This is a genomic window from Burkholderia sp. AU18528, assembly GCF_002223215.2.
In the GTDB taxonomy this organism is placed as follows: Bacteria; Pseudomonadota; Gammaproteobacteria; order Burkholderiales; family Burkholderiaceae; genus Burkholderia; species Burkholderia semiarida.
Window position 1 is genome coordinate 1,539,868 of record NZ_NKFC02000004.1, and the last position, 24,598, is coordinate 1,564,465.

Annotated in this window: 21 protein-coding genes and 1 tRNA gene; 14 read left to right on the forward strand and 8 right to left on the reverse strand. The window is 68.2% G+C overall.

Annotated elements, in window-relative coordinates; genetic code table 11:
* Nucleotides 1-65: 65 nt before the first annotated feature.
* Entirely contained in the window at nucleotides 66-1,220 is a 1,155-nt protein-coding gene (locus CFB52_RS09885; protein WP_060316608.1) for a LuxR C-terminal-related transcriptional regulator, read from the reverse strand.
* Nucleotides 1,221-1,522: 302 nt separating this feature from the next.
* Between CFB52_RS09885 and CFB52_RS09895 the strand changes: the two genes are divergently transcribed.
* The 5 genes from CFB52_RS09895 to CFB52_RS34595 all read left to right on the forward strand — a co-directional run bounded on the left by CFB52_RS09895 (nucleotide 1,523) and on the right by CFB52_RS34595 (nucleotide 5,684).
* Nucleotides 1,523-2,569 carry a porin gene (locus CFB52_RS09895; RefSeq protein WP_099316498.1) on the forward strand — a complete coding sequence of 349 codons (1,047 nt, stop codon included), beginning with the start codon at nucleotides 1,523-1,525 and terminating at the stop codon, nucleotides 2,567-2,569.
* 21 nt (nucleotides 2,570-2,590) lie between these two features.
* Nucleotides 2,591-3,799, forward strand: coding sequence for an MFS transporter (locus CFB52_RS09900; protein WP_099316499.1), 1,209 nt, complete (start codon nucleotides 2,591-2,593; stop codon nucleotides 3,797-3,799).
* 14 nt (nucleotides 3,800-3,813) lie between these two features.
* A complete protein-coding gene (locus CFB52_RS09905; protein ID WP_099316500.1) occupies nucleotides 3,814-4,923 on the forward strand; it encodes a class II histone deacetylase in 1,110 nt (369 codons plus the stop codon).
* 111 nt (nucleotides 4,924-5,034) lie between these two features.
* On the forward strand, nucleotides 5,035-5,265 hold the full coding sequence (locus tag CFB52_RS09910; protein WP_059585171.1) for a hypothetical protein: 231 nt from the start codon (nucleotides 5,035-5,037) through the stop codon (nucleotides 5,263-5,265).
* Nucleotides 5,266-5,315: 50 nt separating this feature from the next.
* Complete coding sequence (locus tag CFB52_RS34595; RefSeq protein ID WP_180278200.1) at nucleotides 5,316-5,684, forward strand: hypothetical protein; 369 nt, start codon at nucleotides 5,316-5,318, stop codon at nucleotides 5,682-5,684.
* A 148-nt stretch (nucleotides 5,685-5,832) separates the two neighbouring features.
* Here the strand turns inward: CFB52_RS34595 and CFB52_RS09920 are convergent.
* Nucleotides 5,833-5,919 (reverse strand) — tRNA-Leu (locus CFB52_RS09920).
* 233 nt (nucleotides 5,920-6,152) lie between these two features.
* On the opposite strand from CFB52_RS09920, the gene hpnD reads away from it, so the two are divergent.
* A complete protein-coding gene (hpnD, locus tag CFB52_RS09925) occupies nucleotides 6,153-6,986 on the forward strand; it encodes a presqualene diphosphate synthase HpnD (protein ID WP_099316502.1) in 834 nt (277 codons plus the stop codon).
* Nucleotides 6,987-6,996: 10 nt separating this feature from the next.
* On the opposite strand, the gene CFB52_RS09930 is transcribed toward hpnD, so the two are convergent.
* The 3 genes from CFB52_RS09930 to CFB52_RS09940 form a co-directional block, all read right to left on the reverse strand.
* Entirely contained in the window at nucleotides 6,997-8,217 is a 1,221-nt protein-coding gene (locus tag CFB52_RS09930; protein WP_089464894.1) for a DUF1501 domain-containing protein, read from the reverse strand.
* 67 nt (nucleotides 8,218-8,284) lie between these two features.
* Complete coding sequence (locus tag CFB52_RS09935; protein ID WP_099316646.1) at nucleotides 8,285-9,784, reverse strand: DUF1800 family protein; 1,500 nt, start codon at nucleotides 9,782-9,784, stop codon at nucleotides 8,285-8,287.
* Between the two features lie 134 nt (nucleotides 9,785-9,918).
* Complete coding sequence (locus CFB52_RS09940) at nucleotides 9,919-10,197, reverse strand: hypothetical protein (protein WP_059585169.1); 279 nt, start codon at nucleotides 10,195-10,197, stop codon at nucleotides 9,919-9,921.
* 258 nt (nucleotides 10,198-10,455) lie between these two features.
* Between CFB52_RS09940 and ompR the strand changes: the two genes are divergently transcribed.
* The 4 genes from ompR to CFB52_RS09965 all read left to right on the forward strand — a co-directional run bounded on the left by ompR (nucleotide 10,456) and on the right by CFB52_RS09965 (nucleotide 13,934).
* The gene (gene ompR / locus CFB52_RS09950; RefSeq protein ID WP_006478565.1) at nucleotides 10,456-11,190 is read left to right on the forward strand and encodes a two-component system response regulator OmpR; all 735 of its coding nucleotides are present in this window, start codon (nucleotides 10,456-10,458) and stop codon (nucleotides 11,188-11,190) included.
* A gap of 40 nt (nucleotides 11,191-11,230) precedes the next feature.
* The gene (locus tag CFB52_RS09955; protein WP_059585168.1) at nucleotides 11,231-12,592 is read left to right on the forward strand and encodes an ATP-binding protein; all 1,362 of its coding nucleotides are present in this window, start codon (nucleotides 11,231-11,233) and stop codon (nucleotides 12,590-12,592) included.
* 189 nt (nucleotides 12,593-12,781) lie between these two features.
* A complete protein-coding gene (locus CFB52_RS09960) occupies nucleotides 12,782-13,330 on the forward strand; it encodes a peroxiredoxin (protein ID WP_034207560.1) in 549 nt (182 codons plus the stop codon).
* 76 nt (nucleotides 13,331-13,406) lie between these two features.
* Nucleotides 13,407-13,934: a carboxymuconolactone decarboxylase family protein gene (locus CFB52_RS09965; RefSeq protein WP_006478562.1), complete on the forward strand. Its 528-nt coding sequence runs from the start codon at nucleotides 13,407-13,409 to the stop codon at nucleotides 13,932-13,934.
* A 140-nt stretch (nucleotides 13,935-14,074) separates the two neighbouring features.
* On the opposite strand, the gene ispF is transcribed toward CFB52_RS09965, so the two are convergent.
* Both ispF and ispD read right to left on the reverse strand, forming a co-directional pair.
* Entirely contained in the window at nucleotides 14,075-14,560 is a 486-nt protein-coding gene (gene ispF / locus CFB52_RS09970) for a 2-C-methyl-D-erythritol 2,4-cyclodiphosphate synthase (protein ID WP_099316503.1), read from the reverse strand.
* Between the two features lie 27 nt (nucleotides 14,561-14,587).
* On the reverse strand, nucleotides 14,588-15,298 hold the full coding sequence (gene ispD / locus CFB52_RS09975; protein ID WP_059585166.1) for a 2-C-methyl-D-erythritol 4-phosphate cytidylyltransferase: 711 nt from the start codon (nucleotides 15,296-15,298) through the stop codon (nucleotides 14,588-14,590).
* A 107-nt stretch (nucleotides 15,299-15,405) separates the two neighbouring features.
* Here ispD and mfd point away from each other — a divergent pair, with 107 nt between their 5' ends.
* The 4 genes from mfd (at nucleotide 15,406) to CFB52_RS09995 (ending at nucleotide 21,883) form a co-directional block, all read left to right on the forward strand.
* Nucleotides 15,406-18,876, forward strand: coding sequence for a transcription-repair coupling factor (mfd, locus tag CFB52_RS09980; protein ID WP_099316504.1), 3,471 nt, complete (start codon nucleotides 15,406-15,408; stop codon nucleotides 18,874-18,876).
* Between the two features lie 126 nt (nucleotides 18,877-19,002).
* Nucleotides 19,003-20,223: an acetylornithine deacetylase gene (gene argE, locus CFB52_RS09985; protein WP_060316642.1), complete on the forward strand. Its 1,221-nt coding sequence runs from the start codon at nucleotides 19,003-19,005 to the stop codon at nucleotides 20,221-20,223.
* A gap of 60 nt (nucleotides 20,224-20,283) precedes the next feature.
* The gene (locus CFB52_RS09990; RefSeq protein ID WP_099316505.1) at nucleotides 20,284-21,303 is read left to right on the forward strand and encodes a threonine/serine dehydratase; all 1,020 of its coding nucleotides are present in this window, start codon (nucleotides 20,284-20,286) and stop codon (nucleotides 21,301-21,303) included.
* Between the two features lie 145 nt (nucleotides 21,304-21,448).
* Complete coding sequence (locus CFB52_RS09995) at nucleotides 21,449-21,883, forward strand: DUF3574 domain-containing protein (protein ID WP_099316506.1); 435 nt, start codon at nucleotides 21,449-21,451, stop codon at nucleotides 21,881-21,883.
* Nucleotides 21,884-21,967: 84 nt separating this feature from the next.
* Here the strand turns inward: CFB52_RS09995 and CFB52_RS10000 are convergent, their stop codons facing one another.
* Nucleotides 21,968-24,484: a penicillin-binding protein 1A gene (locus CFB52_RS10000; RefSeq protein WP_099316507.1), complete on the reverse strand. Its 2,517-nt coding sequence runs from the start codon at nucleotides 24,482-24,484 to the stop codon at nucleotides 21,968-21,970.
* Nucleotides 24,485-24,598: the final 114 nt, after the last annotated feature.

Sequence of the window (24,598 nt, forward strand, 5' to 3'; positions counted from 1 at the left end):
GGTTGCGGGCACAACCATTCCGACAACGTCGGCCGCTCCCTGCGGCACCCGGTCATGCGTGCGCGTCAGCGCGGCATGCCGCCGGCTTCCACCGCCTCGTCGTCGGCCGTACCGCCCGTCGTCGCACCGAGCACGCCGGCGATCTGGCTCTTGTCGTGCATGCCGAGCTTGCGGTACGCGCAGCGCAGGTAGTGGCGCACGGTCGTCGGCGAGATCGCCATCTGCTGCGCGACTTCCTTGTGCGAGCGCCCGGCCCCGTAATAGCGGATCGCCGCGAGTTCGCGCGGGCTGAGCCGGTCGAGCAGCGAGCGCGGCCGTGCCTCGATCTGGAACAACCCGGCGACGGGCACGCACTGGATGCGCAGCGCGTCGCCGACAAACGGCTGGCCCGACTGGCGTCGCAGGTGCGCGACGAGCGCCTCCGGCACGCGCGGGCCCGCCCAGGCCGGCCACTCGGCGCGCAGCACGTCGTCGAAACCGGGGTCGGCATGGTGCAGCACGCCGAAGTTGTCGCACAACGCTCGCGCGGCCGGGGCGACCGTGTCGGCGCGCTCGCGTTCGCGCGTGAGCTGCGCGGCGCGATTGATCGTCAACGCCGCCGCGAGGTGCGGAATGAGTTCCTCGAAACGATGTGCGTCGTTGTCGCCGAACGGCCGATTCAGGCCCTGGCGGTAAATCGACACGAACGTCGTCAGGCCGAAGCGGCGATCGATCGTACAGACGAACATCAGTTGCGCGAGCCCGTACTTCACGCACCAATCGCGAAATCGTGCATCGAGCCCCGGCTCGATGACCGTCAGCCGCACCGCGCGACCGTGCGCGCCGTGCAGCGTGCGGTGCGCGAGCGGATCGCAATCGCGCACACGCTTCCAGTCGGTGAAGAACGCGTGCGGCAACCGGTACAAAAAGCTGTTGTGCATCACGGGGCCGGTCGGCACGTGGGTCGCGACGCCCGTCCACGCGGCATCGAACGGAATGAGGGCCTGCAGCAGCGAAAAGAACCGGTACTCGAATTCGCCGATGGCGGACTGCGCGGCCACCGCGTACAGGTCGAGCAGCATCAGGCCGAGTTCGCGCTGCGGCGCGTCGCCACGCGTGACGCCGTCGAAATCGGCGCGCCGGGACGGCCGCGTCGGCCACGCGAATTCGTCGAGCACGATGGCGGCCGGCACGTCGCGCAGCGCGTCGAGGTCCTGCCCGATATCCGTCGTGATCCTCACTTTCCGCTCCCCTGCCCGGTCGGGCTGCTGATGTGCGCAACGACACCGGCCGATTATAGCGAGCCGCTTTTTTGGCGGGCCACGGTGCCGGAACGCTCGTCAACCCCATCCATTTGAACGGTGCACCGCGCATTGCTGCTGCGCAGCACCGCGCGCGCCGGCATCGCACGGCGTTCATGCGGGGCACCGCGGGTTTTCCGCACCGTTCATCTGGACGACTGTTCGAAGGTTTTCCCGCTACGGACACTGCGTCGCGACGATACCAACGACAAATCGATGCAGCACGGTATGGAGAACCCCACGTGACGACACCCCGCTTCATCCGCATGGCCGCGGCCGCCGCGACGCTCGCCGCATGCGGCGGCGCCGCGCACGCGCAGTCCGCGCTCACGCTGTACGGCGCGCTCGACGCCGGCGTGCAGTACCTGACGCACGCCGACGGACATCAGTCGGCCGTGCGATTGCAAAACTACGGCATCCTGCCTTCGCAGATCGGGATCAAGGGCCACGAGGATCTCGGCGGCGGCTGGCGTGCGCTGTTCAAGCTCGAACAGGGCCTCAACCTCAACGATGGCACCGCGACCGTGCCCGGCTATGCGTTCTTTCGCGGCGCATACGTGGGGATCGCGGGGCCGGTCGGCACCGTCACGCTCGGCCGCCAGTTCAGCGTGCTGTTCGACAAGACGCTGTTCTACGACCCGCTCTGGTATGGGTCGTACAGCGGCCAGGGCGTGCTCGTGCCGATGAACGCGAACTTCATCGACCACTCGGTCAAATACCAGTCGCCGACCTTTGCCGGCTTCGACGTCGAGGTGCTCGCCGCGACCTCCGGCGTCGCCGGCAATACGCGCGCCGGCCGCGTGCTCGAGCTCGGCGGCCAGTACACGAGCAACGGCCTGTCGGTCGGCGCGGTGCTGCACCAGGCGCACGGCGACGTATCGGCGGCCGGCGACGCGTCCGCGCGGCGTCGCGAACTCGGCACGCTCGCCGCACGCTATGCGTTCGCGACGCTGCCGCTCACCGTCCATGCGGGCGTCGAACGCCTGACCGGCGACCTCGACGCGGCGCGCACGATCGTGTGGGGTGGTGCGCGTTACCTGATGTCGAACGGGATTGGCCTGAACGCCGGCGTCTACCACACCGATTCGCGCACGCCGGCGATCGGCCACCCGACGCTGTTCATCGCGAGTACCACGTATGCGCTGTCCAAACGCACCGTCGCCTACGTGAACCTCGGCTATGCGCGCAACGGCGGCCAAAGCTCGCAGACCGTCTACGAATACGACCCGACACCGCTTGCCGGCGCGTCGCAGTTCGGCGCGATGGTCGGCATGTACCACCTGTTCTGATTCCCTCGACGAGATCCCGCCATGAAAATCCTGTCCCCGGATGCCGCCCGCTCGCCCGACGGCCGCGCGTCGACGTTCGCACGCTCGACCCTCGTCGCGCTCGTCGTGTTCGCGGCCATCACGCCGCTGTTGCTGCTCGTCGCGCCCGCCGTCGCCGGCCAGCTCGCGACGCAGCTCGGCTTGACCGCATCGCAGATCGGCACCTACTTCTTCGTCGAACTCGGCGCGTTCAGCCTCGCGACCGCGCCGTCGTACCTGTGGCTCGGCCGGATCGACGCGCGCCGCGTCGCCGCGTTCGCCATCGCGCTGTTCGGCACGGGCAACCTGCTGACCGCGCTGTGGATGCCCGGTTTTGCCGCGCTGCTCGCGCTGCGCGCCGTCACCGCGCTCGGCGGCGGCTCGCTGATGGTGCTCTGCATGACGAGCGCCGCGACGAGCGGAAACAGCGACCGCGTGTACGGCCTGTGGGTCGTCGGCCAGTTGATCGCGGGCGCGATCGGCCTGTTCGTGCTGCCGCACGTGTTCGCCGCGTTCGGGCTGCGCGCGCTGTACGTCGCGCTCGCCGTGCTCGCGCTGCTCGCGGCGCCGCTGTCGCGCGGGTTTCCGTCGTCGCTCGGCATGCGAACGGCATCCGCGCGCACCGCGCACGGCGACGCGCCCCAGACGCCCCGAAGCTTCGTGGTGCTCGCCATCGGCGCGGTGCTGACGTTCTATCTCGCGATCGGCAGCGTATGGACGTTCGCGAGCCGCGCGGCGGCCGAGGCCGGGCTCGATCCGCAGTCGACCGGCAACGTGCTCGCGATCGCGAGCGTGATGGGCATCGCCGGCGCGGCGCTCGCATCGTGCGCGGGCGGCCGGCTCGCGCGGCGCGCGATGCTCGCGGCCGGCTACGCGCTGCTCGCGGCATCGCTCGTCGCGCTCGCCGCGATGCGCCACGGCGGCAGCTACAGCGCGGCGATCTTCGCGTTCAAGTTCGCATGGACCTTCGTGCTGCCGTTCATTCTCGCGACGGTCGCGCAGATCGACACGTCTGGGCGGCTCGTCGCGACGCTCAACTTCGTGATCGGCGCGGGGCTCGCCGCGGGCCCGCTGCTGGCCGGCCTGATGCTCGACGCCGGCGGCACGATGCGCGCGCTGTTCGTGGCCGCGACGGCCGTCGCGATCGCGTCGTTCGCCGCGCTGCGCCACATCGATCGCCGCGCGCGCCCCTCCGTTTCCTCCCAACCGTGACAGGTCAAGCACCCATGAATCGCACTGCCTTCTTCACCGACGAACGCACTTTCTGGCACACCGGCGGCACGCACGCGCTGTTCCTCCCGGTCGGCGGCTGGGTCCAGCCGCCGTCGAGCGCGGGCTACGCGGAATCGCCCGATTCGAAGCGCCGCCTCCTGTCGCTCGTGCAGGCGTCGGGGCTGGCCGCCCGGCTCGACCTGCGCGGCGCGGCACCCGCGACGACAGCCGACCTGCTGCGCATTCACCCGGCGCACTATCTCGACGCGTTCCGCGCGCTGAGCGACGCGAGCGGCGGCGACCTCGGCGATCTCGCGCCATTCGGCAAGGGCAGCTACGAGATCGCCGCGCTGTCGGCCGGCCTCGCGATCGCGGCGGTCGACGCGGTCGTCGGCGAGCGCGCGGCGAATGCGTTCTCGCTGTCGCGTCCGCCCGGCCATCACTGCCTGCGCGACCGCCCGATGGGCTTCTGCCTGCTCGCGAACATCCCGATCGCGATCGAGGCCGCGCGCGCGAAGCACGGCATCGAGCGCGTCGCGGTGATCGACTGGGACGTGCATCACGGCAACGGCACGCAGTCGATCTACTACGACGATCCGGATACGTTGACGATCTCGCTGCACCAGGATCGCTGCTTTCCGCCCGGCTACAGCGGCGCGGACGATCGCGGCGAAGGCGCGGGCATCGGCGCGAACCTGAACGTGCCGCTGCTCGCGGGCAGCGGCGACGATGCCTACCGGTATGCATTCGAGCGGATCGTGCTGCCGGCGCTCGCCCGTTTTCGCCCCGAGCTGATCGTCGTCGCGAGCGGCCTCGACGCGAGCGCGGTCGATCCGCTCGCGCGCATGCAGCTGCATACCGACAGCTACCGGTTCATGACCCGCGCGGTGAAGGACGCCGCGCAGCGCCATTGCGGCGGGCGGCTCGTGATCGTTCACGAAGGCGGCTATTCGGAGGCGTACGTGCCGTTCTGCGGGCTCGCGATCGTCGAGGAACTGGCCGGCATTCGCACCGAGGTCGCCGATCCGATGCTCGACCTCGCGATCGCGCAGCAGCCAGGCGAGCGGTTCGTCGCGTTTCAGCGCGAACTGCTCGACGAACTGGCCGCGTCGTTCGGGTTGTAACGGGCGGGAACGGACGTGGCGGGGCCGGTCCGCGCCGGCCCTTGCGCGATCCGCGCGGATGGGGTTTCCTGTGCCTTTACCCTTGTTCCGGCACGAGGCCGCACTCTTCCGATGAAATCGTCCCCGCGCGATCACGACGACAACACCAAAACGCGCCGCCAGCCGTCGAAGCTGGCCTTGAACATCGCCGCCGTGACGGTCGGCCTGATCACGTTCGCGATCGGTGCGGCATGGGTGATCTATAGCTGGGTCGTCGATCGCGAAGCACAGTATTTCGCGATTCCGCTGGTGTTCTCGGTGCCGGTGATCGTGGCCGTCGCGATCCGCAGCTTCTGGGAATAGGCGTGGCGGAAACGACGAAGCGGCGCGCTCGGGCGACGCGCGGCGCTTGCTTGTCGAACGACGCAGCGCTCATCTACGAGCCATTTGCAGGCCGGCATGCGGTTCCGGATTGTTGCAGCCTGCCCTTCGATACAACACTGAGCGCGGACACGGCCAGCACCGTACCGACCGATTTCAGCACGGACTCCGCGGAAGGACGCTCGCCGCCCGCGATCCGCCACCCCGCAGAAGTGGAAGTGGAAATGGACGTGGGGCAGTCCAGCGGCTTCCGGGCGGTCGGCCCGGGTCCCGTGCTCCACGCCACGTTGTCGGCAGGCGTGGCCGCGACAGCCGGTATCGCCAGCATCAGCGCCAGAACGCCGATCGTGCGTACGGTGTTGGTCATCGACGGTCCCCGGTTGAACAGCCCGCGTGCATGAATGGTTGCGTCATATTACACATCGCCGATTTACCGTGCCTGCGCAAACGGCATCATCGCCGCTGAGGGTCATCAACAAAAAAGCGCTGCGGTCAGCCGACCGGCAGCGCTTTTTCGCGAACGGCCCGTGACGGGACACGTTCGACTTCTGGTGCGTGAGGCCGGACTCGAACCGGCACACCCTTGCGGGCGTCAGGACCTAAACCTGGTGCGTCTACCAATTTCGCCACTCACGCGCATTCCGTCGCCTGACCGCGCGGCACGCAAGATGCGTGCTCCACGCGCCCGGGACTTCACGCCGGCCCGAAAACCGGCACGCCGATCAGGCGAGCGCGAGATTCTACCCGATCCCTGCGGTCTTGTCTCGCCCTGCCGGCGCCCGTCGTGCCGCGGTGCTAGAATGCCGCGCTCGACGTTTCGGCAACGCGCCGCCGCGCGTCCCCCGAACCCGCCCCACCCGATTCAGCCCGTGAACTTCGACGACTACTGTCAGCAAAAGGCCGCCCCCGCAGGCTCCAGCGCCTACTACGCGCTGCGCCAGGCGCCGCTCGCCACGCAGCCGCGCCTGACCGCGCTGTTCGCGCTGCGCCGCGAACTCGAGGAAACCGTCAAGGAAACCAGCGATCCGACGGTCGGCCACACGAAGCTCGCGTGGTGGCACAAGGAACTCGCGGCACTGGCCGACGGGCAGCCGTCGCACCCCGTCACGAAGGCGCTCGCGCAGCATCACCCGGCGATCGCCGCCGAAGCCGACGCGTTGCGCACGCTCGTCAACGGTTACGGGATGGATCTCGAACAGGCGCGCTACCTCGACTTCGCGAACCTGCAGCGCTATATCGCGCAGGTCGGCGGCACCTTCGCGTCGCTGGTCGCGCGCGCCAGTTCGGCGAATCCGGCCGCACCGCAACCGTGGGCCGCGGACGTCGGCCGCGCGCTGATGCTCGCGCAATTCGTGCAGGAACTCGGCAACGACGCGCGCCACGGCCGTATCTATCTGCCGATCGATGAACTGCAGCGCTACAACGTGACCGCGGCCGATCTGCTGAACCGCCGCTACAGCCCCGCCTTCACCGAATTGCTGCAATTCCAGACGACCCGTGCGCGCGACGCGCTCGCGGCGGCCGATGCGGCGATCCCCGCCGCCGAACGCCGCGCGCAACGCACGCTGCGTGCGCAGATCGCGCTGGCCGGCGCGCTGCTCGACGAAATCGCGCGCGACGGCTACCAGGTGCTGCACCAGCGCATCGCGCTGACGCCGATCCGCAAGCTGTGGATCGCGTGGCGCGCCGCGCGCCGCCGCTGAGCAGCGCGCATCACGCCTTCAGCAGCGGCAGCGTGTCGAAGCGCTGCTGCAGCACGCGCGTCGCATCGAGCCCCCACCAGGACCCAAGCACGGTCGCGTAAAGCTGGCGGAAATCGACCGCGACCGGCAGATTGCCGTTGCCGTCGAGCCGCCCGAGCGCCGGCGGCGCGCCGTACAGCCCGCCGGCCACGCGGCCGCCCATCACGAAGTGCGGCGCGGCCGTGCCGTGATCGGTGCCGTTGCTCTGGTTCTCGCGCACGCGCCGCCCGAACTCCGCATACGTCATCACGAGCGTCTCGTTCCAGCGCCCGAGTTCGATCAACGCGGCACGCATCGCGCTCATCCCTTCCGCGAACTGCTTGAGCAGCGCGGCGTGCTGCGCCGGCTGGTTCTGGTGCGTGTCGAAGCCGTTGAGCGTCAGGCGCAGCACCGCGACACCGTCCTGCACGCCGGGCCCCGACGCTTCGCACGCGGCCAGCACCTGCATCGCGGTCTTCACCGACGTGCCGAATGCGCCGGCCGGAAAGGTCGTCCTGAATTCACGCATCCCGCCGCGCGGGCGCAGCCGGTCGGCCGCTTTCACGATGTCGTTCTCGACGTCGATGATGTGCGCGAGCGCCGGGTTCTGCTCGCGCAGCGACGACGGCTCGGCGAGCCGGGCCGCACGGATGAACTGCGCGGGATTGACGAGTGCGATCGCGCGCGCGCCGTTCGACAACGGCCCCATCTCGGCGCTACCGAGCACGACGCCGTCCGCCGCGAAACCGGGCGGCACGGGCGCCTGCGCGAACGTGCGCGTGAGCCAGCCTTCGTGCAGGTACTGATCCGAGCGCGACGCGGTGTCCCAGATCTCGATCGAGCGGAAATGCGACAGGTTCGGCTGCGGATAGCCGACGCCCTGCACGACCGCGACCTGACCGTCGCGCCACAGCGGCATCAGCGGCGCGAGCGACGGATGCAGCCCCGTCTGCGCGTCGAGCTGCAGCACCTGGTCGCGCTTGATGCCGATGCTGCGCCGGCACTGGTAGTACAGCGGATCCGCGTACGGCACGACCGTGTTGAGGCCGTCGTTGCCGCCCTTGAGCTCGACGAGAATCAGCACGTTCGCATACCCGGTCGCCGGCTTTCGCCCTGCCTGCGTCGCGCCAGCCGCCGTCGCGGGCGCCTGCCACATCGACACGCCGGCGGCGGCCGCGGCACCGGTCAGCGTCAGAAAATCACGTCGGTTCATCGCACATCCTTCGGTTTTCCGCCCGGCGCCTTGGCCGCGGCGGCTGCCCACTTCGTCATCGTTCGCATCATTTCAGTTGATAGGCCGGATCCATCAGCAGCGCCTCGAGATACGCGCTGCCGGTCGAATCCGTGTCGATCGCGGCGACCGGCGAGAGTTGCAGCACCGCATGCTGCAACTGCAGCTCGGTCGACAATCCCGCGATCGCCTGCGGCCGCGCACGATACTGGGCCAGCCAGCGCTCGAGATCGAACCGCAGGCCGCCGCGCGCCGGCTTCGGTGGCGTGCCGCGCATGCCGGCCGACGCCGCGTCGGCCACCGGCATCGCCTGTGCCCGCGCGTTCGGCGGCGTCGGGACCGCACGGGCCGGCGGCCGCATGCCGGCCGTCTCGGTCGCGCGGAACAGTTGCTCGACGAACTGCTTGCGCGACAGCAGCGTGGTGCTGTTGATCCACAGCGCGCCGCCCGGCCAGCCCTTCACGTTCGGCGGATAGAACAGGTTCTGCCCGAGCGTGCGCACGGTGTTCGCGAGCATCAGCGGATCGCCGTACGCGACGTCGAACAGCCGCACCGAGCCGACGACGAATTCCACCGGCGACTTGACGAGCACGCCGCGGTTGCGCGGATCCCAGAACGCGTCGATCGACCACAGCGCCGCGAGCGCCGCGCGAACGTCGTAGCCGCTCGCGCGAAACCGGTCGGCCACCGCATCGAGCGCACCCGGCTCCGGCGTATCGGACACGAACTCGCGCCACAGCTTGCCGGCGATGAAGCGCGCGGTGTCCGGCCGCTTCAGCAGGATGTCGAGAAAGCCGTCGCCGTCGAACGGCCCGGTTTCGCCGAGGATCGTCTTGTCACCGGCATCGTGCCAGTCGGGCCGCACCGCGAAGCGCAGCGTGTCGGGATCGACCGTCCAGCCCGTCATCGCGCGCGCGGCTTCGGTCACGTCGTGTTGCGTGTAGCGCCCTTCGCCGAGCGTGAACAGCTCCATCACCTCGCGCGCGAAATTCTCGTTCGGCCGCCCCTTGCGATTGCTCGCGCCGTCGAGATACTGCAGCATCGCCGGATCCTTCGCGACCGCATGCAGCAGCGTGCCGAAGTTGCCGAGCGCCTCGCGGCGAAACAGCGCGTTCTGCGCGGCCATCGTCTGCGGGTAAGGCACCTTGTCCTGCCCGGACGTGAAGTGCCCGTGCCAGAACAGCGTCATGCGCTCGGTGAGCGGCGACGGCGTCGCGACCATCTCGTTGATCCAGGCCGCCCGCAACGCATCGTAGCGGCGATTGCGCTCGCGCTGCTCGTCGCGCCGCATGTCGGGCGTGAGCGCCTGGCGCTGCGCGCGCGTCGGCGGCGGCTCGGCGAGCCAGTCGGGCCACGTCGTGACGGGCTCGCGTCGCGCATTGCCGAGCGTGTCGGCCACGACCTGCGCACGCGTCATGCCGACGATGCGCGCGACCTCGGCGGGTGCGGGAGAGAAACCGGTGCGGCTGAGGAAAAACAGCGCGTCGTCGGCATCGAGCGGCGACTGCATGGCAGGCGACGGCGCCGGTGCGGCAGCGTTCGCTTTCATCGTCATGGACTCCCGGAACGCACCGGCGGTGCGGATGCCCGTACAACGGCATTCGGCGGCCGAAAGTTGACGGAAAAAGTGCTACGAATTCTTTCCGCGCGGGCATTTCCGCGCAGGAAAAACGACGGCACGCATCAGCGCTTGTACAGCTCGCGAACGGCGTCTTCGATGTGTTGGCGCAACAGGTGCCGCTCTTCGGGCGTCATGTGCCCGTCGCGGCGGCGCTGTTCGAGATCGGGAGGCACGGCGGAACGGGCCGTCATGTCGGCGGCGCGATCGGGTTGCGACGCTTTGCCGCGCGGCAGCTTGCGCGACGGTGCGCCCTGCTCGGGGCGCTGCGCATACGCGAAGTTCGACGCATACGGACCGGCAAGCGCGATCGTCAGCATCAGTGCAATCCGGGCAGATCGCATGACCGTCCTCGCTTCTTTGGTCGATTTGTTCCCTTCGTCACGCGGCAACCGGCTACCTCTGGTACTTGAAAAACCCTGCGGAATTCGGGTGTGCAAAGATGAAAGATGGAGTGCAGGGGAGTATCTACCGAATTTCGGCTTCGAGTAAAGGAATCTATATAGCCTGCCTTTACTCGGCGCGACACTACGGGTAAATTTTGTAACCGACTGTAACGCACGAAAATACGCGGCCGTGCGTCAATTCCCATTCGCGATAAGATGCCGATCATGGAAACGAAAAACCCCTCCAAGATTCTCGTCGTCGACGACGACCCTCGCCTGCGCGATCTGCTGCGCCGCTACCTCGGCGAGCAGGGTTTCAACGTCTACGTCGCGGAAAACGCGACCGCGATGAACAAGCTCTGGGTACGCGAGCGTTTCGACCTGCTCGTGCTCGACCTGATGCTGCCCGGCGAAGACGGCCTGTCGATCTGCCGCCGCCTGCGCGGCAGCAACGACCGCACGCCGATCATCATGCTCACCGCGAAGGGCGAAGACGTCGATCGCATCGTCGGCCTCGAGATGGGCGCCGACGATTACCTGCCGAAGCCGTTCAACCCGCGCGAGCTGGTCGCGCGCATTCATGCGGTGCTGCGCCGCCAGGCGCCGGCCGAACTGCCGGGCGCGCCGTCGGAAACCACCGAGGTGTTCGAGTTCGGCGAATTCTCGCTGAACCTCGCCACGCGCACGCTGACGAAGTCCGGCCAGGAAATTCCGCTGACCACCGGCGAATTCTCGGTGCTGAAAGTCTTCGCGCGTCATCCGCGCCAGCCGCTGTCGCGCGAAAAGCTGATGGAGCTCGCGCGCGGCCGCGAATACGAAGTGTTCGACCGCAGCCTCGACGTGCAGATCTCGCGCCTGCGCAAGCTGATCGAACCGGATCCGGGCAGCCCGCGCTTCATCCAGACCGTCTGGGGCCTCGGCTACGTGTTCATCCCGGACGGCGCCGCCTGAGTTTTTTCTTCCCGGTTTCGCCCCGCCCACGGCCCGTCCCATGCGTATCGACCGGCGCCTTCTGCAGCTCGCGTTCGGCGGGCTGTTCTGGCGCACCTTCCTGCTGATCGCGCTGCTGATCTCGGTCAGTCTCGCCGCGTGGTTCCAGAGTTTTCGCGTGATCGAGCGCGAGCCGCGTGCGCAGCGCGTCGCGCTCCAGCTCGTCGCGGTCGTGAAGCTCACGCGCACCGCCCTGCTCTATTCCGATCCCGACTTGCGGCGCGCGCTGCTGCAGGATCTCGAGAGCAACGAGGGCGTGCGCGTGTACCCGCGCGAGAAAACCGACAAGTTCAAGCTGCAGCCCGACGAATCGCTGAACCGCCTGATCGAGCACGACATCCGCAGCCGCCTCGGCGACGATACCGTGATCGCGCAGTCGGTCAACGACATTCCCGGCGTATGGATCAGCTTCAAGATCGACGACGACGATTACTGGGTCGCGCTCGACCGCGACCAGCTCGACAACGTCACGGGCCTGCAGTGGGCCGGCTGGGGGCTGTTCGCGCTCGCGCTGTCGCTGTTCGGCTCCGCGTTCATCACGAGCCTCGTGAACCGGCCGTTCTCGCGGCTCGCGCTCGCCGCGCGCCAGGTCGGTTCGGGCCAGGCGCCCGAGCCGCTGCCCGAGCGCGGGATGGGCGTCGCGGCCGAAACCAACCGCAGCTTCAACCAGATGGTGCGCGACCTCGAACAGCTCGAGGCCGATCGCGCGCTGATGCTCGCGGGCATCTCGCACGACCTGCGCACGCCGCTCGCGCGGCTGCGGCTCGAAACCGAGATGAGCCCGTCCGACCAGGCGACGAAGGATGCGATGGTCGACGACATCGAGCAGATGGACCGCATCATCGCGGCCTTCATCGACTACGCACGCCCGTCGCAGCGCAAGCCCGAACCGGTCGACCTGTCGTCGATCGCGCACGAAGTCGCCGCGCGCGTGTCGGGCGAGGACGGCGTCGAGATCCGCACGCGGCTCGCGCCGAGCGCGATCATCGAAGCCGACGAGACCGACATGCGTCGCGTGATCGGCAACCTCGTCGAGAACGCGCGCAAGTACGGCCAGAGCAAGCAGGACGGCATCTCGCGCATCACGCTCGAGACGCGCGTGTCGCATGCGCGTGTCGAACTGGCGGTGAGCGACGAAGGCCCCGGCATCCCGGAGGATCAACTGCCGCTCGTGATGCGGCCGTTCTACCGCGTCGACACCGCGCGCACCAAGGCGGACGGCACGGGCCTCGGGATGGCGATCGTGCTGCGGCTCGTCAGCCGTTATCGCGGCGCGCTGCGCCTGCGCAACCGCCACCCCGAAGCGGGCCTGGAAGTCACGCTCGAGTTCCCGGGCGCCGGCAAGGCGCGTGCGACCGCGTGACACGCTCGCGCACGCATCTTGCGCGTCACACTATCGGCCCGGTTGATAAAAGCTATGAGGGTCGTTAGTCAAAATCTATTGAAGTGTCTTATTAATAGTGTTATAGTCTTCGGCATGCTGTCACATCATCGTTGCAGCACCGAGGTAGCTTGACTCAGTCTTCTTCCCAACTCACACAGGAGTATCCGCATGAAAACCGTGGGCGATAAACTCGAAGCATTCACCGTCGTAGCCGCGAAGCCGGGCTTCAACAATCATGAGGAAAACGGCCAGTCGGCGTTCGAGACGATCACCGAAGCGTCGTTCCCGGGCAAGTGGAAGATCATCTACTTCTATCCGAAGGATTTCACGTTCGTGTGCCCGACGGAAATCGTCGAATTCGCGAAGCTCACGAAGCAGTTCGAAGAGCGCGACGCCGTCCTGCTCGGCGGCAGCTCGGACAACGAATTCGTCAAGCTCGCATGGCGCCGTGAGCACAAGGATCTCGACAAGCTGAACCACTACTCGTTCGGCGACGTCAAGGGCGAACTGATCGACCAGCTCGGCGTGCGCGACAAGGAAGCCGGCGTGGCCCTGCGCGCGACGTTCATCGTCGATCCGGACAACACGATCCAGCACGTTTCGGTGAACAACCTGAACGTCGGCCGCAGCCCGGAAGAAGTCCTGCGTATTCTGGACGGCCTGCAAACGGACGAACTCTGCCCGTGCAACCGTGCAGTCGGCGGCGCAACGCTGTAAGCGCATCGATGCACGAAGCCCGCGGCGCACGTCCTGCCTGCGGGCTTTTTTAACGGCCAACCCATAGGAGATATCAATGGAATTCATCGACTCGATTAAGGCACGTATCCCCGACTACGCGAAGGACATTCGCCTGAACCTCGACGGCACGATCTCGCGCTCGTCGCTCGAAGGCACCGACGCGGTCGGCGTGGCGCTGGCGGCGGCCATCGCGGCGAAGAGCACGGTGCTCGTGAAGACGATCCGCGAAGCCGGCGTGCTGTCGCCCGAAGAGACGAACGCCGTGCTGACGGCGGCCGCGCTGATGGGGATGAACAACACGTGGTATCCGTATGTCGAGATGGCCGACGACGCCGACCTGAAGACGCAGCGCGCCGAATTGCGGATGGGCGCGTATGCGACGCACGGCGGCGTCGACAAGCGCAAGTTCGAGATGTACGCGCTTGCCGCGTCGATCGTCGGCAAGTGCCACTTCTGCGTGAAGTCGCACTATGCGCTGCTGAAGAACGAGCAAGGGATGACCGTCACGCAACTGCGCGACGTCGGCCGCATCGCGTCGGTGATCAACGCCGCCGCGCAGGTGATCGCCGCCGAAGGCGAATGAGCGAATGAGCGAATGAGCGGTTGCGCGGCGCTCGCCATACGCGGCGCCCGCCTCCAACGAAAATGCCACGCATGCGCGTGGCATTTTTCATTTCGGCGGCGCGGCGTGCGACGCGAACCGCACGCCGCCACGGCCGGACGTCAGCCGCCCTGCTTCACCAGCAGCGCGGCGGCCTGCGCCTCGATCCCCTCGCCGCGGCCGAGATAGCCGAGCCTCTCGTTGGTCTTCGCCTTCACGTTCACGCGCTCGAGCGGCAGCCCGAGATCCTCGGCGATGTTCGCGCGCATCCCGTCGATATGCGGCGCGAGCTTCGGCGCCTGCGCGATCACGGTGCTGTCGACGTTCTGGATCGCGAAGCCGGCCGCCTTCACGCGCTCGGCGCACGCGCGCAGCAGCACGCGGCTGTCGGCGCCCTTGAACGCCGCGTCGGTGTCGGAGAAATGGCGGCCGATGTCGCCGAGCGCCGCCGCGCCGAACAGCGCGTCGGTGATCGCGTGCAGCAGCACGTCCGCGTCCGAGTGGCCGAGCAGGCCGCGCTCGTACGGAATCGTCACGCCGCCGATGATGAGGGGGCGCCCTTCGACGAGCTGGTGCACGTCGTAGCCTTGTCCGATTCTGAAATCCATGCGTGTTCCGATTGAGAGAAGTGAAAGTCAGGAAGCGTTTTCGGGGCGCGCGAGGATCGCCTCCGCGAGCGCGAAATCTTCCGGGTACGTGACCTTGAAGTTGCGCAGGCTGCCCTGCACGACGCGCGGCGTATGGCCGGCCCATTCGATCGCGCTCGCTTCGTCGGTCAGGTCGTGCCCTTCGCGCTGCGCGCGCAGGATCGCTTCGCGCAGCATGCCGATACGGAACATCTGCGGCGTCTGCGCCTGCCACAGCGCGTCGCGCGGCTCCGTGCGGGCGATCGCGTCGCCGCCGGCCGGCACGCGCTTGAGCGTATCGGCCACCGGCAGCGCGACGATCCCGCCGACCGGGTCGTCCTTCAGCGTCGCGACGAGCGTGCGGATCAGCGCCGGCGTGATGCCCGGGCGCGCGGCGTCGTGCACGAGCACCCAGTCGTGGTCGGTCGCGCCGAATTCCGCCAGCTCCAGCAGCCCGTTGAGCACCGACGCCTGCCGCGAGCCGCCGCCGCAGCGGCGCACCGCGAAGCGCAGGCCCGCGAAGCGGCGCGCGTCGAAATGGGTATCGTCGGGCGCGAGCACGACGAGCGTCTGCGCGAACTCGCTGCACGCGTCGAACGCGGCGAGCGTGTAGTGCAGCAGCGCGCGGCCGGCCAGCGTGCGGTATTGCTTCGGCACGGCCGAACCGGAACGGCTGCCCGTGCCGGCACAGGGAATCAGGGCGAAAAGTCGGGGAGTCACGAAGGGAAACGCCGGAAAGGTGAAATCGAGAAGCGGATTTTATAATAGGTCTTTCGTCTCGACCGGCGCACCGCGATGCGCCCGTGCACGCCACCCCTGTCGTCCCTATGCCAGATAACGCTTCCACCCCGTCCGCTTCACCCGTTGCCCGCGTCAAGCCCGGCCAGCGTTTCGCCTTCGACGGCGCGCACGGCTCCGCCGACGCGCTCGCCATCGCCCGTTATCTCGCCGACAACCGCCAGGACGTGCCGCTCCTCGCGGTGATCTGCGCGAACGCGGTCGACGCGCAGCGGCTGTCGCAGGAAATCCGCTACTTCTCGCCCGACGCGCGCGTGCGCCTGCTGCCCGACTGGGAAACGCTGCCGTACGACACGTTCTCGCCGCACCAGGACCTCGTGTCCGAGCGGCTGGCGACGCTGCACGACCTCGGCGAGGGCCGCTGCGACATCCTGCTGGTGCCCGCGACCACCGCGCTGTACCGGATGCCGCCCGCGTCGTTCATGGCCGCGTACACGTTCGCGTTCGCGCAGGGCGAGCGGCTCGACGAGGCGAAGCTGAAATCGCAGCTCACGCTGGCCGGCTACGAGCACGTGAGCCAGGTCGTGCGGCCCGGCGAATACTGCGTGCGCGGCTCGCTGATCGACCTGTACCCGATGGGCTCGCCGCTGCCGTACCGGATCGATCTGTTCGACGACCAGGTCGACTCGATCCGCGCGTTCGATCCCGACACGCAGCGCAGCCTGTACCCGGTGCGCGACGTGCGCCTGCTGCCCGGCCGCGAGTTCCCGTTCGACGAGGCCGCGCGCACGGCGTTTCGCAGCCGCTGGCGCGAAACCTTCGAGGGCGACCCGAGCCGCGCGCCGATCTACAAGGACATCGGAAACGGCGTGCCGTCGGCCGGCATCGAGTATTACCTGCCGCTGTTCTTCGACGAGACGGCCACGCTGTTCCACTACCTGCCGCAGGACGCGCACCTCGTGTTCACCGGCGATCTCGAAGCGTCGATCCGCCGCTTCACGGCCGATACGAAGCAGCGTCACGCGTTCCTCGCGCACGATCGCGAGCGGCCGATCCTCGAGCCGCAGCGGCTGTTCCTGTCCGACGAGGATTTCTTCGCGTTCGCGAAGCCGTTCGCGCGCGTCGTGTTGCCCGCGCAGCCCGCCGGCGGCTGGGCGACCGCGCTGCCCGAGCTCACCGTCGACCGCCATGCGGAGGATCCGCTCGCGTCGCTGCGCACGTTCGTCGAATCGTCGGGCAAGCGCGTGCTGCTCACCGTCGAATCGGCCGGCCGTCGGGAAACGATCCTGCAACTGCTCGCGGAACATCACCTGCGGCCATCCTCGAACGACGATTTCGCGAGCTGGCTCGCGAGCGACGCGCGCTTCGCGCTCGGCGTCGCGCCGCTCGCGAACGGTTTCGCGGTGCCGGGCGAAGGCTACGCGATCGTCACCGAAACGGAGCTCTACGGCGCGCTCGGCCGCCGCGCGGGCCGCCGCCGGCAGGAACAGGCGAGCAACGTCGACGCGATGGTGCGCGACCTGTCCGAGCTGAAGGTCGGCGACCCGGTCGTCCACGCGCAGCACGGCATCGGCCGCTACATGGGCCTCGTGTCGATGGATCTCGGCGAAGGCGAGACCGAATTCCTGCACCTCGAATACTCGGGCGACAGCAAGCTCTACGTGCCCGTCGCGCAACTGCACGTGATCTCGCGCTACAGCGGCGCCGATCCCGACAGCGCACCGCTGCACGCGCTCGGCTCCGGCCAGTGGGAGCGCGCGAAGCGCAAGGCCGCGCAGCAGATCCGCGACACGGCCGCCGAGCTGCTGAATCTGTACGCGCGCCGCGCGGCCCGCGAGGGCCACGCGTTCGCGCTCGACCCGCGCGACTACGTGAAATTCGCGGAAAGCTTCGGCTTCGAGGAAACGCCCGACCAGGCCGCGGCGATCGCGGCCGTGATCGGCGACATGACGAGCGGCAAGCCGATGGACCGCCTCGTGTGCGGCGACGTCGGCTTCGGCAAGACCGAGGTCGCGCTGCGCGCCGCGTTCATCGCGGTGATGGGCGGCAAGCAGGTCGCGCTGCTGTCGCCGACGACGCTGCTCGCCGAGCAGCACACGCAGACCTTCGCCGACCGCTTCGCGGACTGGCCGGTGCGCATCGTCGAGCTATCGCGCTTCAAGACCGCGAAGGAAGTGAACGCGGCGATCGCGCAGATCAACGAAGGCAGCGTCGACATCGTGATCGGCACGCACAAGCTGCTGTCGTCGGACGTGCAGTTCAAGCGCCTCGGCCTCGTGATCATCGACGAGGAGCACCGCTTCGGCGTGCGCCAGAAGGAAGCGCTGAAGGCGCTGCGCGCGGAAGTCGACGTGCTGACGCTCACCGCGACGCCGATCCCGCGTACGCTCGGCATGGCGCTCGAAGGGCTGCGCGATTTCTCGGTGATCGCGACCGCGCCGCAGAAGCGGCTCGCGATCAAGACCTTCGTGCGCCGCGAGGAAGAAAGCGTGATCCGCGAGGCGATGCTGCGCGAGCTGAAGCGCGGCGGCCAGGTGTACTTCCTGCACAACGAGGTCGAGACGATCGAGAACCGCAAGGCGATGCTCGAGGCGCTCGTGCCCGAGGCGCGCATCGTGATCGCGCACGGCCAGATGCACGAGCGCGAGCTCGAACGCGTGATGCGCGATTTCGTCGCGCAGCGTGCGAACGTGCTGCTGTGCACGACCATTATCGAGACCGGCATCGACGTGCCGAGCGCGAACACGATCATCATGCACCGCGCGGACAAGTTCGGCCTCGCGCAGCTTCACCAGTTGCGCGGCCGCGTCGGCCGCTCGCACCACCAGGCGTATGCGTACCTGCTGGTGCACGATCCGCAGTCGCTGACCAAGCAGGCGCAGCGCCGACTGGAAGCGATCCAGCAGATGGAGGAACTGGGCTCGGGCTTCTATCTCGCGATGCACGACCTCGAGATCCGCGGCACCGGCGAGGTGCTCGGCGACAAGCAATCGGGCGAAATCCACGAGATCGGCTTCCAGCTCTATACGGACATGCTGAACGACGCGGTGAAGGCGCTGAAGAACGGCAAGGAGCCCGACCTCACCGCCCCGCTCGCCGCGACGACCGAAATCAACCTGCATGCGCCCGCGATCCTGCCGGCCGACTACTGCGCGGACGTGCAGGAGCGGCTGTCGCTGTACAAGCGGCTCGCGAACTGCGAGCACGGAGACGCGATCGACGGCATCCAGGAGGAGCTGATCGACCGCTTCGGCAAGCTGCCGCCGCAGGCGCACGCGCTCGTCGAGACGCACCGGCTGCGGATCGCCGCGAAGCCTCTCGGCATCGTGAAGATCGACGCGAGCGAGGCCGCGATCGGGCTGCAGTTCGAGCCGAACCCGCCGATCGATCCGATGCGGATCATCGAGATGGTGCAGAAGCATCGCCACATCAATCTCGCGGGCCAGGACAAGCTGCGCATCGAGACGCGCTCGCCCGACCTCGCGATCCGCGTGTCGACGATCAAGGAAACGCTGCGCGCGCTTGCCCCGAAACAGGGGGCGGCCGTCGCGGCCCGTTGATCCAGCGCCGACGCGGCGCCGATGCGATCCTGACGGGCGCGACGTTGCTGCACCGCATCGCGCCCGGCGAAGGCGGCCGGGCGCGTTTTTGAGTATGATTTCTCATTCATCAGACGGAGTTTTGCCATGTCCACTCTCGACGCGACGGCGCCGTCCGCCGCCACCGAAGGCGATGCATCGCTCGTCAGCCTGCCCTGGGTCAAGCAACTCGTGTCGATGGACACGACGAGCCGCGTGCCGAACCTCGGCCTGATCGAGACGGTGCGCGACGCGCTCGCCGCGAAGGGCATCGCGTCGACGATCACGCACGATCCGCGCGACGGCTGGGCGAACCTGTTTGCCACCGTGCCCGCGCACGACGGTTCGACGAACGGCGGCATCGTGCTGTCGGGCCATACCGACGTCGTGCCGGTCGACGGCCAGCAATGGGACAGCAACCCGTTCGCGCCGGAAATCCGCGACGGCCGCCTGTACGGCCGCGGCACCTGCGACATGAAGGGCTTCATCGGCGCGGCGCTTGCGCTGCTGCCCGAGATGCAGGCGACGAAGCTCGCGCAGCCGATCCATTTCGCGCTGTCCTACGACGAGGAAATCGGCTGCGCGGGCGCGCCGCTGATGATCGCCGATCTCGTGAAGCGCGGCGTGCAGCCGTCCGGCTGCATCGTCGGCGAGCCGACCAGCATGCGGCCGATCATCGCGCACAAGGGCATCAACGCGTACCGCTGCTGCGTGCGCGGCCACGCCGCGCATTCGTCGCTGACGCCGAAGGGGCTCAACGCGATCGAGTATGCGGCGCGCCTCATCTGCCACATCCGCGACATCGCCGAGCGCTTTCGCGCCGAAGGCCCGTTCGACGAACTGTACGACGTGCCGTTCACGACCGCGCAGACGAGCACGATCCAGGGCGGCAACGCGATCAACACCGTGCCGGCCGAGTGCCGCTTCGACTTCGAATTCCGCAACCTGCCGACGCTCGATCCCGAACAGATCTTCGCGCGCATCGAAGCCTACGCGCAGGAAACGCTGCTGCCGCAGATGCTGCGCGAGCATCCGGGCGCCGCGATCGAGTTCTCGAAGATCGCCGCGGCGCCCGGCCTCGACGCGACCGAGCAGGCGGCGATCACGCAGCTCGTGCGCGCGCTGACGGCCGACCAGGACAAGCGCAAGGTCGCGTACGGCACCGAGGCCGGGCTGTTCGCCCGCGCGGGCATCCCGAGCGTCGTGTGCGGACCCGGCAACATCGAGCAGGCGCACAAGCCGAACGAATATGTCGAACTCGCGCAGCTCGCCGGCTGCGAGCAATTCCTGCGCAAGTTCATCCGCAGCATGTCGGTCGACGCGCACTGACTGCCTCCCGCCACGCCGGCCCGCGTGCGCGGGCCGGCCCACTCCGCCACCCGCCACGTCATGTCGACTGAACAACAGGGCACGGCCCATACGACGATCGACGGCGAGCCGATTCCGACGCTCGACGAAATCGCCGCGCAGCATTTCGCGTTGTCGCCGTGGGTCGCGCGCACGCCCGTATTCGAGCGCGCCGACCTGCCCTCCCTCGAAGGCACGCACGTCAACTTCAAGTTCGAGCTGCTGCAGGCGAGCGGCAGCTTCAAGGCGCGCGGCGCGTTCACGCACGTGCTCGCGCTCGACGAAGCCCGCAAGAACGCGGGCGTCACCTGCGTGTCGGCCGGCAATCACGCGGCGGCCGTCGCGTACGCGGCGATGCGGCTCGGCAGCAGCGCGAAAGTCGTGATGTTCCATACCGCGAGCCCGACGCGCATCGCGCAGTGCAAGCGGTACCGCGCGGAAGTCGTGCTCGCGGGCAGCGCGTCGCAGGCATTCGACCTCGTGCGGCGCATCGAGGCCGAGGAAGGCCGCTTCTTCATTCATCCGTTCAACGGCTATCACACGATTCTCGGCACCGCGACGCTCGGCTACGAATGGGCGACGCAGACGCCGGACCTCGACGCGGTGATCGTGCCGATCGGCGGCGGCGGGCTCGCGGCCGGCATGGCGACCGCGCTGCGGCTTGCGAATCCGCGCGTGCATGTGTACGGCGTCGAGCCGGAAGGCGCCGACGCGATGAGCCGCAGCTTCGCGGCCAATCACACGATCAAGATGAGCGCGATGCAGTCGATCGCCGATTCGCTGATGGCGCCGCATACCGAGGAATACAGCTATCAGCTGTGCCGGCGCCATCTCGATCGCATCGTCACCGTCTCCGACGATGCACTGCGCACCGCGATGCTGTTCCTGTTCTCGCACCTGAAACTGTCGGTGGAGCCGGCCTGCGCGGCCGCGCTCGCGGCGCTCCTCGGCCCGCTGCGCGAAACGCTGCAGGGCAAGCGCGTCGGCGTGCTGCTGTCGGGCACGAACACCGATCCCGCCACGCTCGGCATGCACCTCGCGCACGCGCAACTGCAGCACTGACCACGCGTCGTGCGTGCGCGGACCGACCCGGGGTTATCCCCAGATTATGTTGACAGCCCTGTTGATAACCCGCCGGACAAGCGCGCAAGTGGTTGAGCGGGCGGCGTTTTGCGCGCGCGAAGGTCGATCGTCACGAAATGGGCAGATGCGGCGGCTGGCCGCATGCGCGGCGGTGCTCGCCCTGCTCGCCGGTTGCGCGGCGCCACCCTCGTCCACCTCCACCGCGCAATCTGCGTCCTGCGCGCGGCCGGGCGAAAGCCGCATGCTGCAGGCCGACCTGCTGTTCGGGCGCGACATCGCCGGGGGCGGCCCCGTCACCGATGCCGAACGCGCGGCATTCCTCGCCGACACGGTCACGCCACGCTTCCCCGACGGCCTCACGTACTGGGACACGCACGGCCAGTGGCGCGACCGCGCGAGCGGCGCGATCACGCGCGAAGACAGTTTCGTGATCCGTATCATCGCCGACGATACGCCGGACACGCGCGCACGGCTCGCCGCGATCCGGCAAGCGTACGCCCGGCGATTTCATCAGCAATCGGTCGGCATGACCGTCGTGCCGGCCTGCGCGTCGTTCTGATTCACCGTCTTTGTTGCCCGGCCGCACGCAAAAAAAACGGGCGCCCGAAGGCGCCCGTCGCATGCGCGGAGAACGGCGTATCGCTTACTTGCTCTCGAACATGTCCATGATCTGCTGCTTCTCCTGCGGCGTGACGGGCGGCGGCGCCAGCCCTGCCGCGCCGGCGGAACCGAGTGCGTCGTTCGCGCTGATCGCGTTCTCGGCCGGGTTGATGTCGACGTTCGCGACGAAGCCGTTGCCCGGCGTGCGATCGGCGTAGTACAGCTCGCCGTCGATCGTGGTCAGGCCGTCCGGCATCGGCATCTGCTGCTCGGGCACGCCGTTCAGCGCGGTGCGCATGTAGTTCACCCAGATCGGCAGCGCGAGCTGCGCGCCGAATTCGCGGCTGCCCAGGCTCTTCGGCTGGTCGAAGCCCATCCAAGCCACCGCGACGAGCGACTGCTGGTAGCCGGCGAACCAGCCATCCTTCGCATCGTTCGTCGTACCCGTCTTGCCCTGCAGGTCGTTGCGGCCCAGCGCGTTGGTGCCCGCGCCCGTGCCGGCCGTCGCGACCGAATGCAGCAGGCTGTTCATCACGTACGCGTTGCGGCCTTCGATCGTGCGCGGCGCCGTGCTGCCCGCGACCACCGGCTGCGACTTCTGCATCGGCTGGCCGCGCGCGTCGTCGACTTCGGCGATCAGGTACGGGTCGACCTTGTAGCCGCCGTTCGCGAACACCGCGTAGCCGGTGGCGAGCTGCAGCGGCGTGACGAGCCCCGCGCCGAGCGCCATCGGCAGGTACGGCGGCGTCTTCGCCGGATCGAAGCCGAAGCGCTGCGTCACGTACTGCTGCGCGTACTGCGTGCCGATCGACGCGAGGATCCGGATCGACACGAGGTTCTTCGAACGCTGCAGGCCGGTGCGCATCGTCATCGGGCCGTCCGGCTGGTCGTCGTCCTTCGGCTCCCACGCGGTGCCGCCCGGCACGCTCGGCGGGAAATACAGCGGCGCGTCGTTGATCATCGTCGCCGGCCCGAGCCCCTTGTCGAGCGACGCCGAGTAGATGAACGGCTTGAACGACGAGCCCGGCTGCCGCCACGCCTGCGTCACGTGGTTGAACTTGCTCTTGTTGAAGTCGAAGCCGCCGACGAGCGAGCGGATCGCGCCGTCCTGCGGCGCGATCGCGACGAGCGCGCCTTCGACCTGCGGCAGCTGCACGACCTGCCAGCCCGTCTTGCCGTCTTTCAGCACGCGCACGACCGAGCCCGGCTTGATGCGCAGCGCGTTGTTCGCGCGCGGGCCCAGCGCGGCCGACACGAAACGCAGCCCGGCCGGGCCGATCGTCGTGGTCGCCCCGCCGACGAACTGCACCTCGACCGCGTTCGGCGATGCCGACAGCACGACCGCCGATTGCAGGTCGCCGTTGTCCGGGTGATCGGCGAGCGCGTCGTCGATCGCCTCGTCGCGCTCGTCGCCGGCCGCGGGCAGGTTGATCGACGCTTCAGGGCCGCGATAGCCGTGGCGGCGCTCGTAGTCGAGAATCCCGCGACGCACGGCCTGGTATGCGGCTTCCTGGTCGGCCGAATTGATCGTCGTCGTGACGGTCAGCCCGCGCGTGTAGGTTTCGTCCTTGTATTGCTCGTACATCATCTGCCGCACCATCTCGGCCACGTACTCGCCGTGCACCGCGTATTGATTGCCCGGCGTGCGCACGTGAATCTCTTCCTTGATCGCTGCGTCGTACTGCGGCTGCGTGATGTAGCCGATGTCGAGCATGCGCTTCAGGATGTATTCCTGACGCACCTTCGCGCGCTTCGGATTGACGACCGGGTTGTACGCGGACGGCGCCTTCGGCAGCCCCGCGAGCATCGCCGCTTCCGCGAGCGTGATGTCCTTCAGGTCCTTGCCGAAGTACACGCGCGCGGCGGCCGCGAAGCCGTACGAACGCTGGCCGAGATAGATCTGGTTCATGTACAGCTCGAGGATCTGGTCCTTCGTCAGGGCCTTCTCGATCTTGTACGCGAGCAGCATTTCGTAGATCTTGCGCGTGTAGGTCTTCTCGCTCGACAGGAAGAAGTTGCGCGCGACCTGCATCGTGATCGTACTCGCGCCCTGGCGCGCGCCGCCGTGCATCAGGTCGGCCACGCCCGCGCGCAGGATGCCGAGGAAATCGACGCCGCCGTGCTCGTAGAAGCGGTAGTCCTCGATCGCGAGCACGGCCTTCTTCATCACGTCGGGAATGTCCTGGAAGCGCACGAGGCTGCGGCGCTCCTCGCCGAACTCGCCGATCAGCACGTGGTCGGCGGTGAACACGCGCAGCGGCACCTTCGGCTGGTAATTCGTCAGCGCATCGAGCGACGGCAGTTGCGGCGCCATCACGACGAGCGCGTAACCGACGATCAGCGCGCCGACGACCGCGAGCGTCGCGATGAGGCCGACGAACCACAGCGCGACGCGCGAGCCGAACGTGCGGCGGCGCCCTCCGCCACCGCGCTGCTGCGCACGGCGGCCGTCGTCGCGATCGTCGTCATCGGGGTAATAGGCTCCGGACGGCGAACGGCGCAGCGTGTAGTGGGGTTCGTTCCTGTCGGAAGAAGAAGGCGGTCGTTTGATAATTGGCATGTCGGAATGGCGGGCGGTCGTGGCGCCCTCGGACGCATGCGGAAATGCAAGCGGATGAATCAGAGTGGGTGCATCGAGATGCGGCTGTCACGTCGACAGACCCCGCCGCGCGGC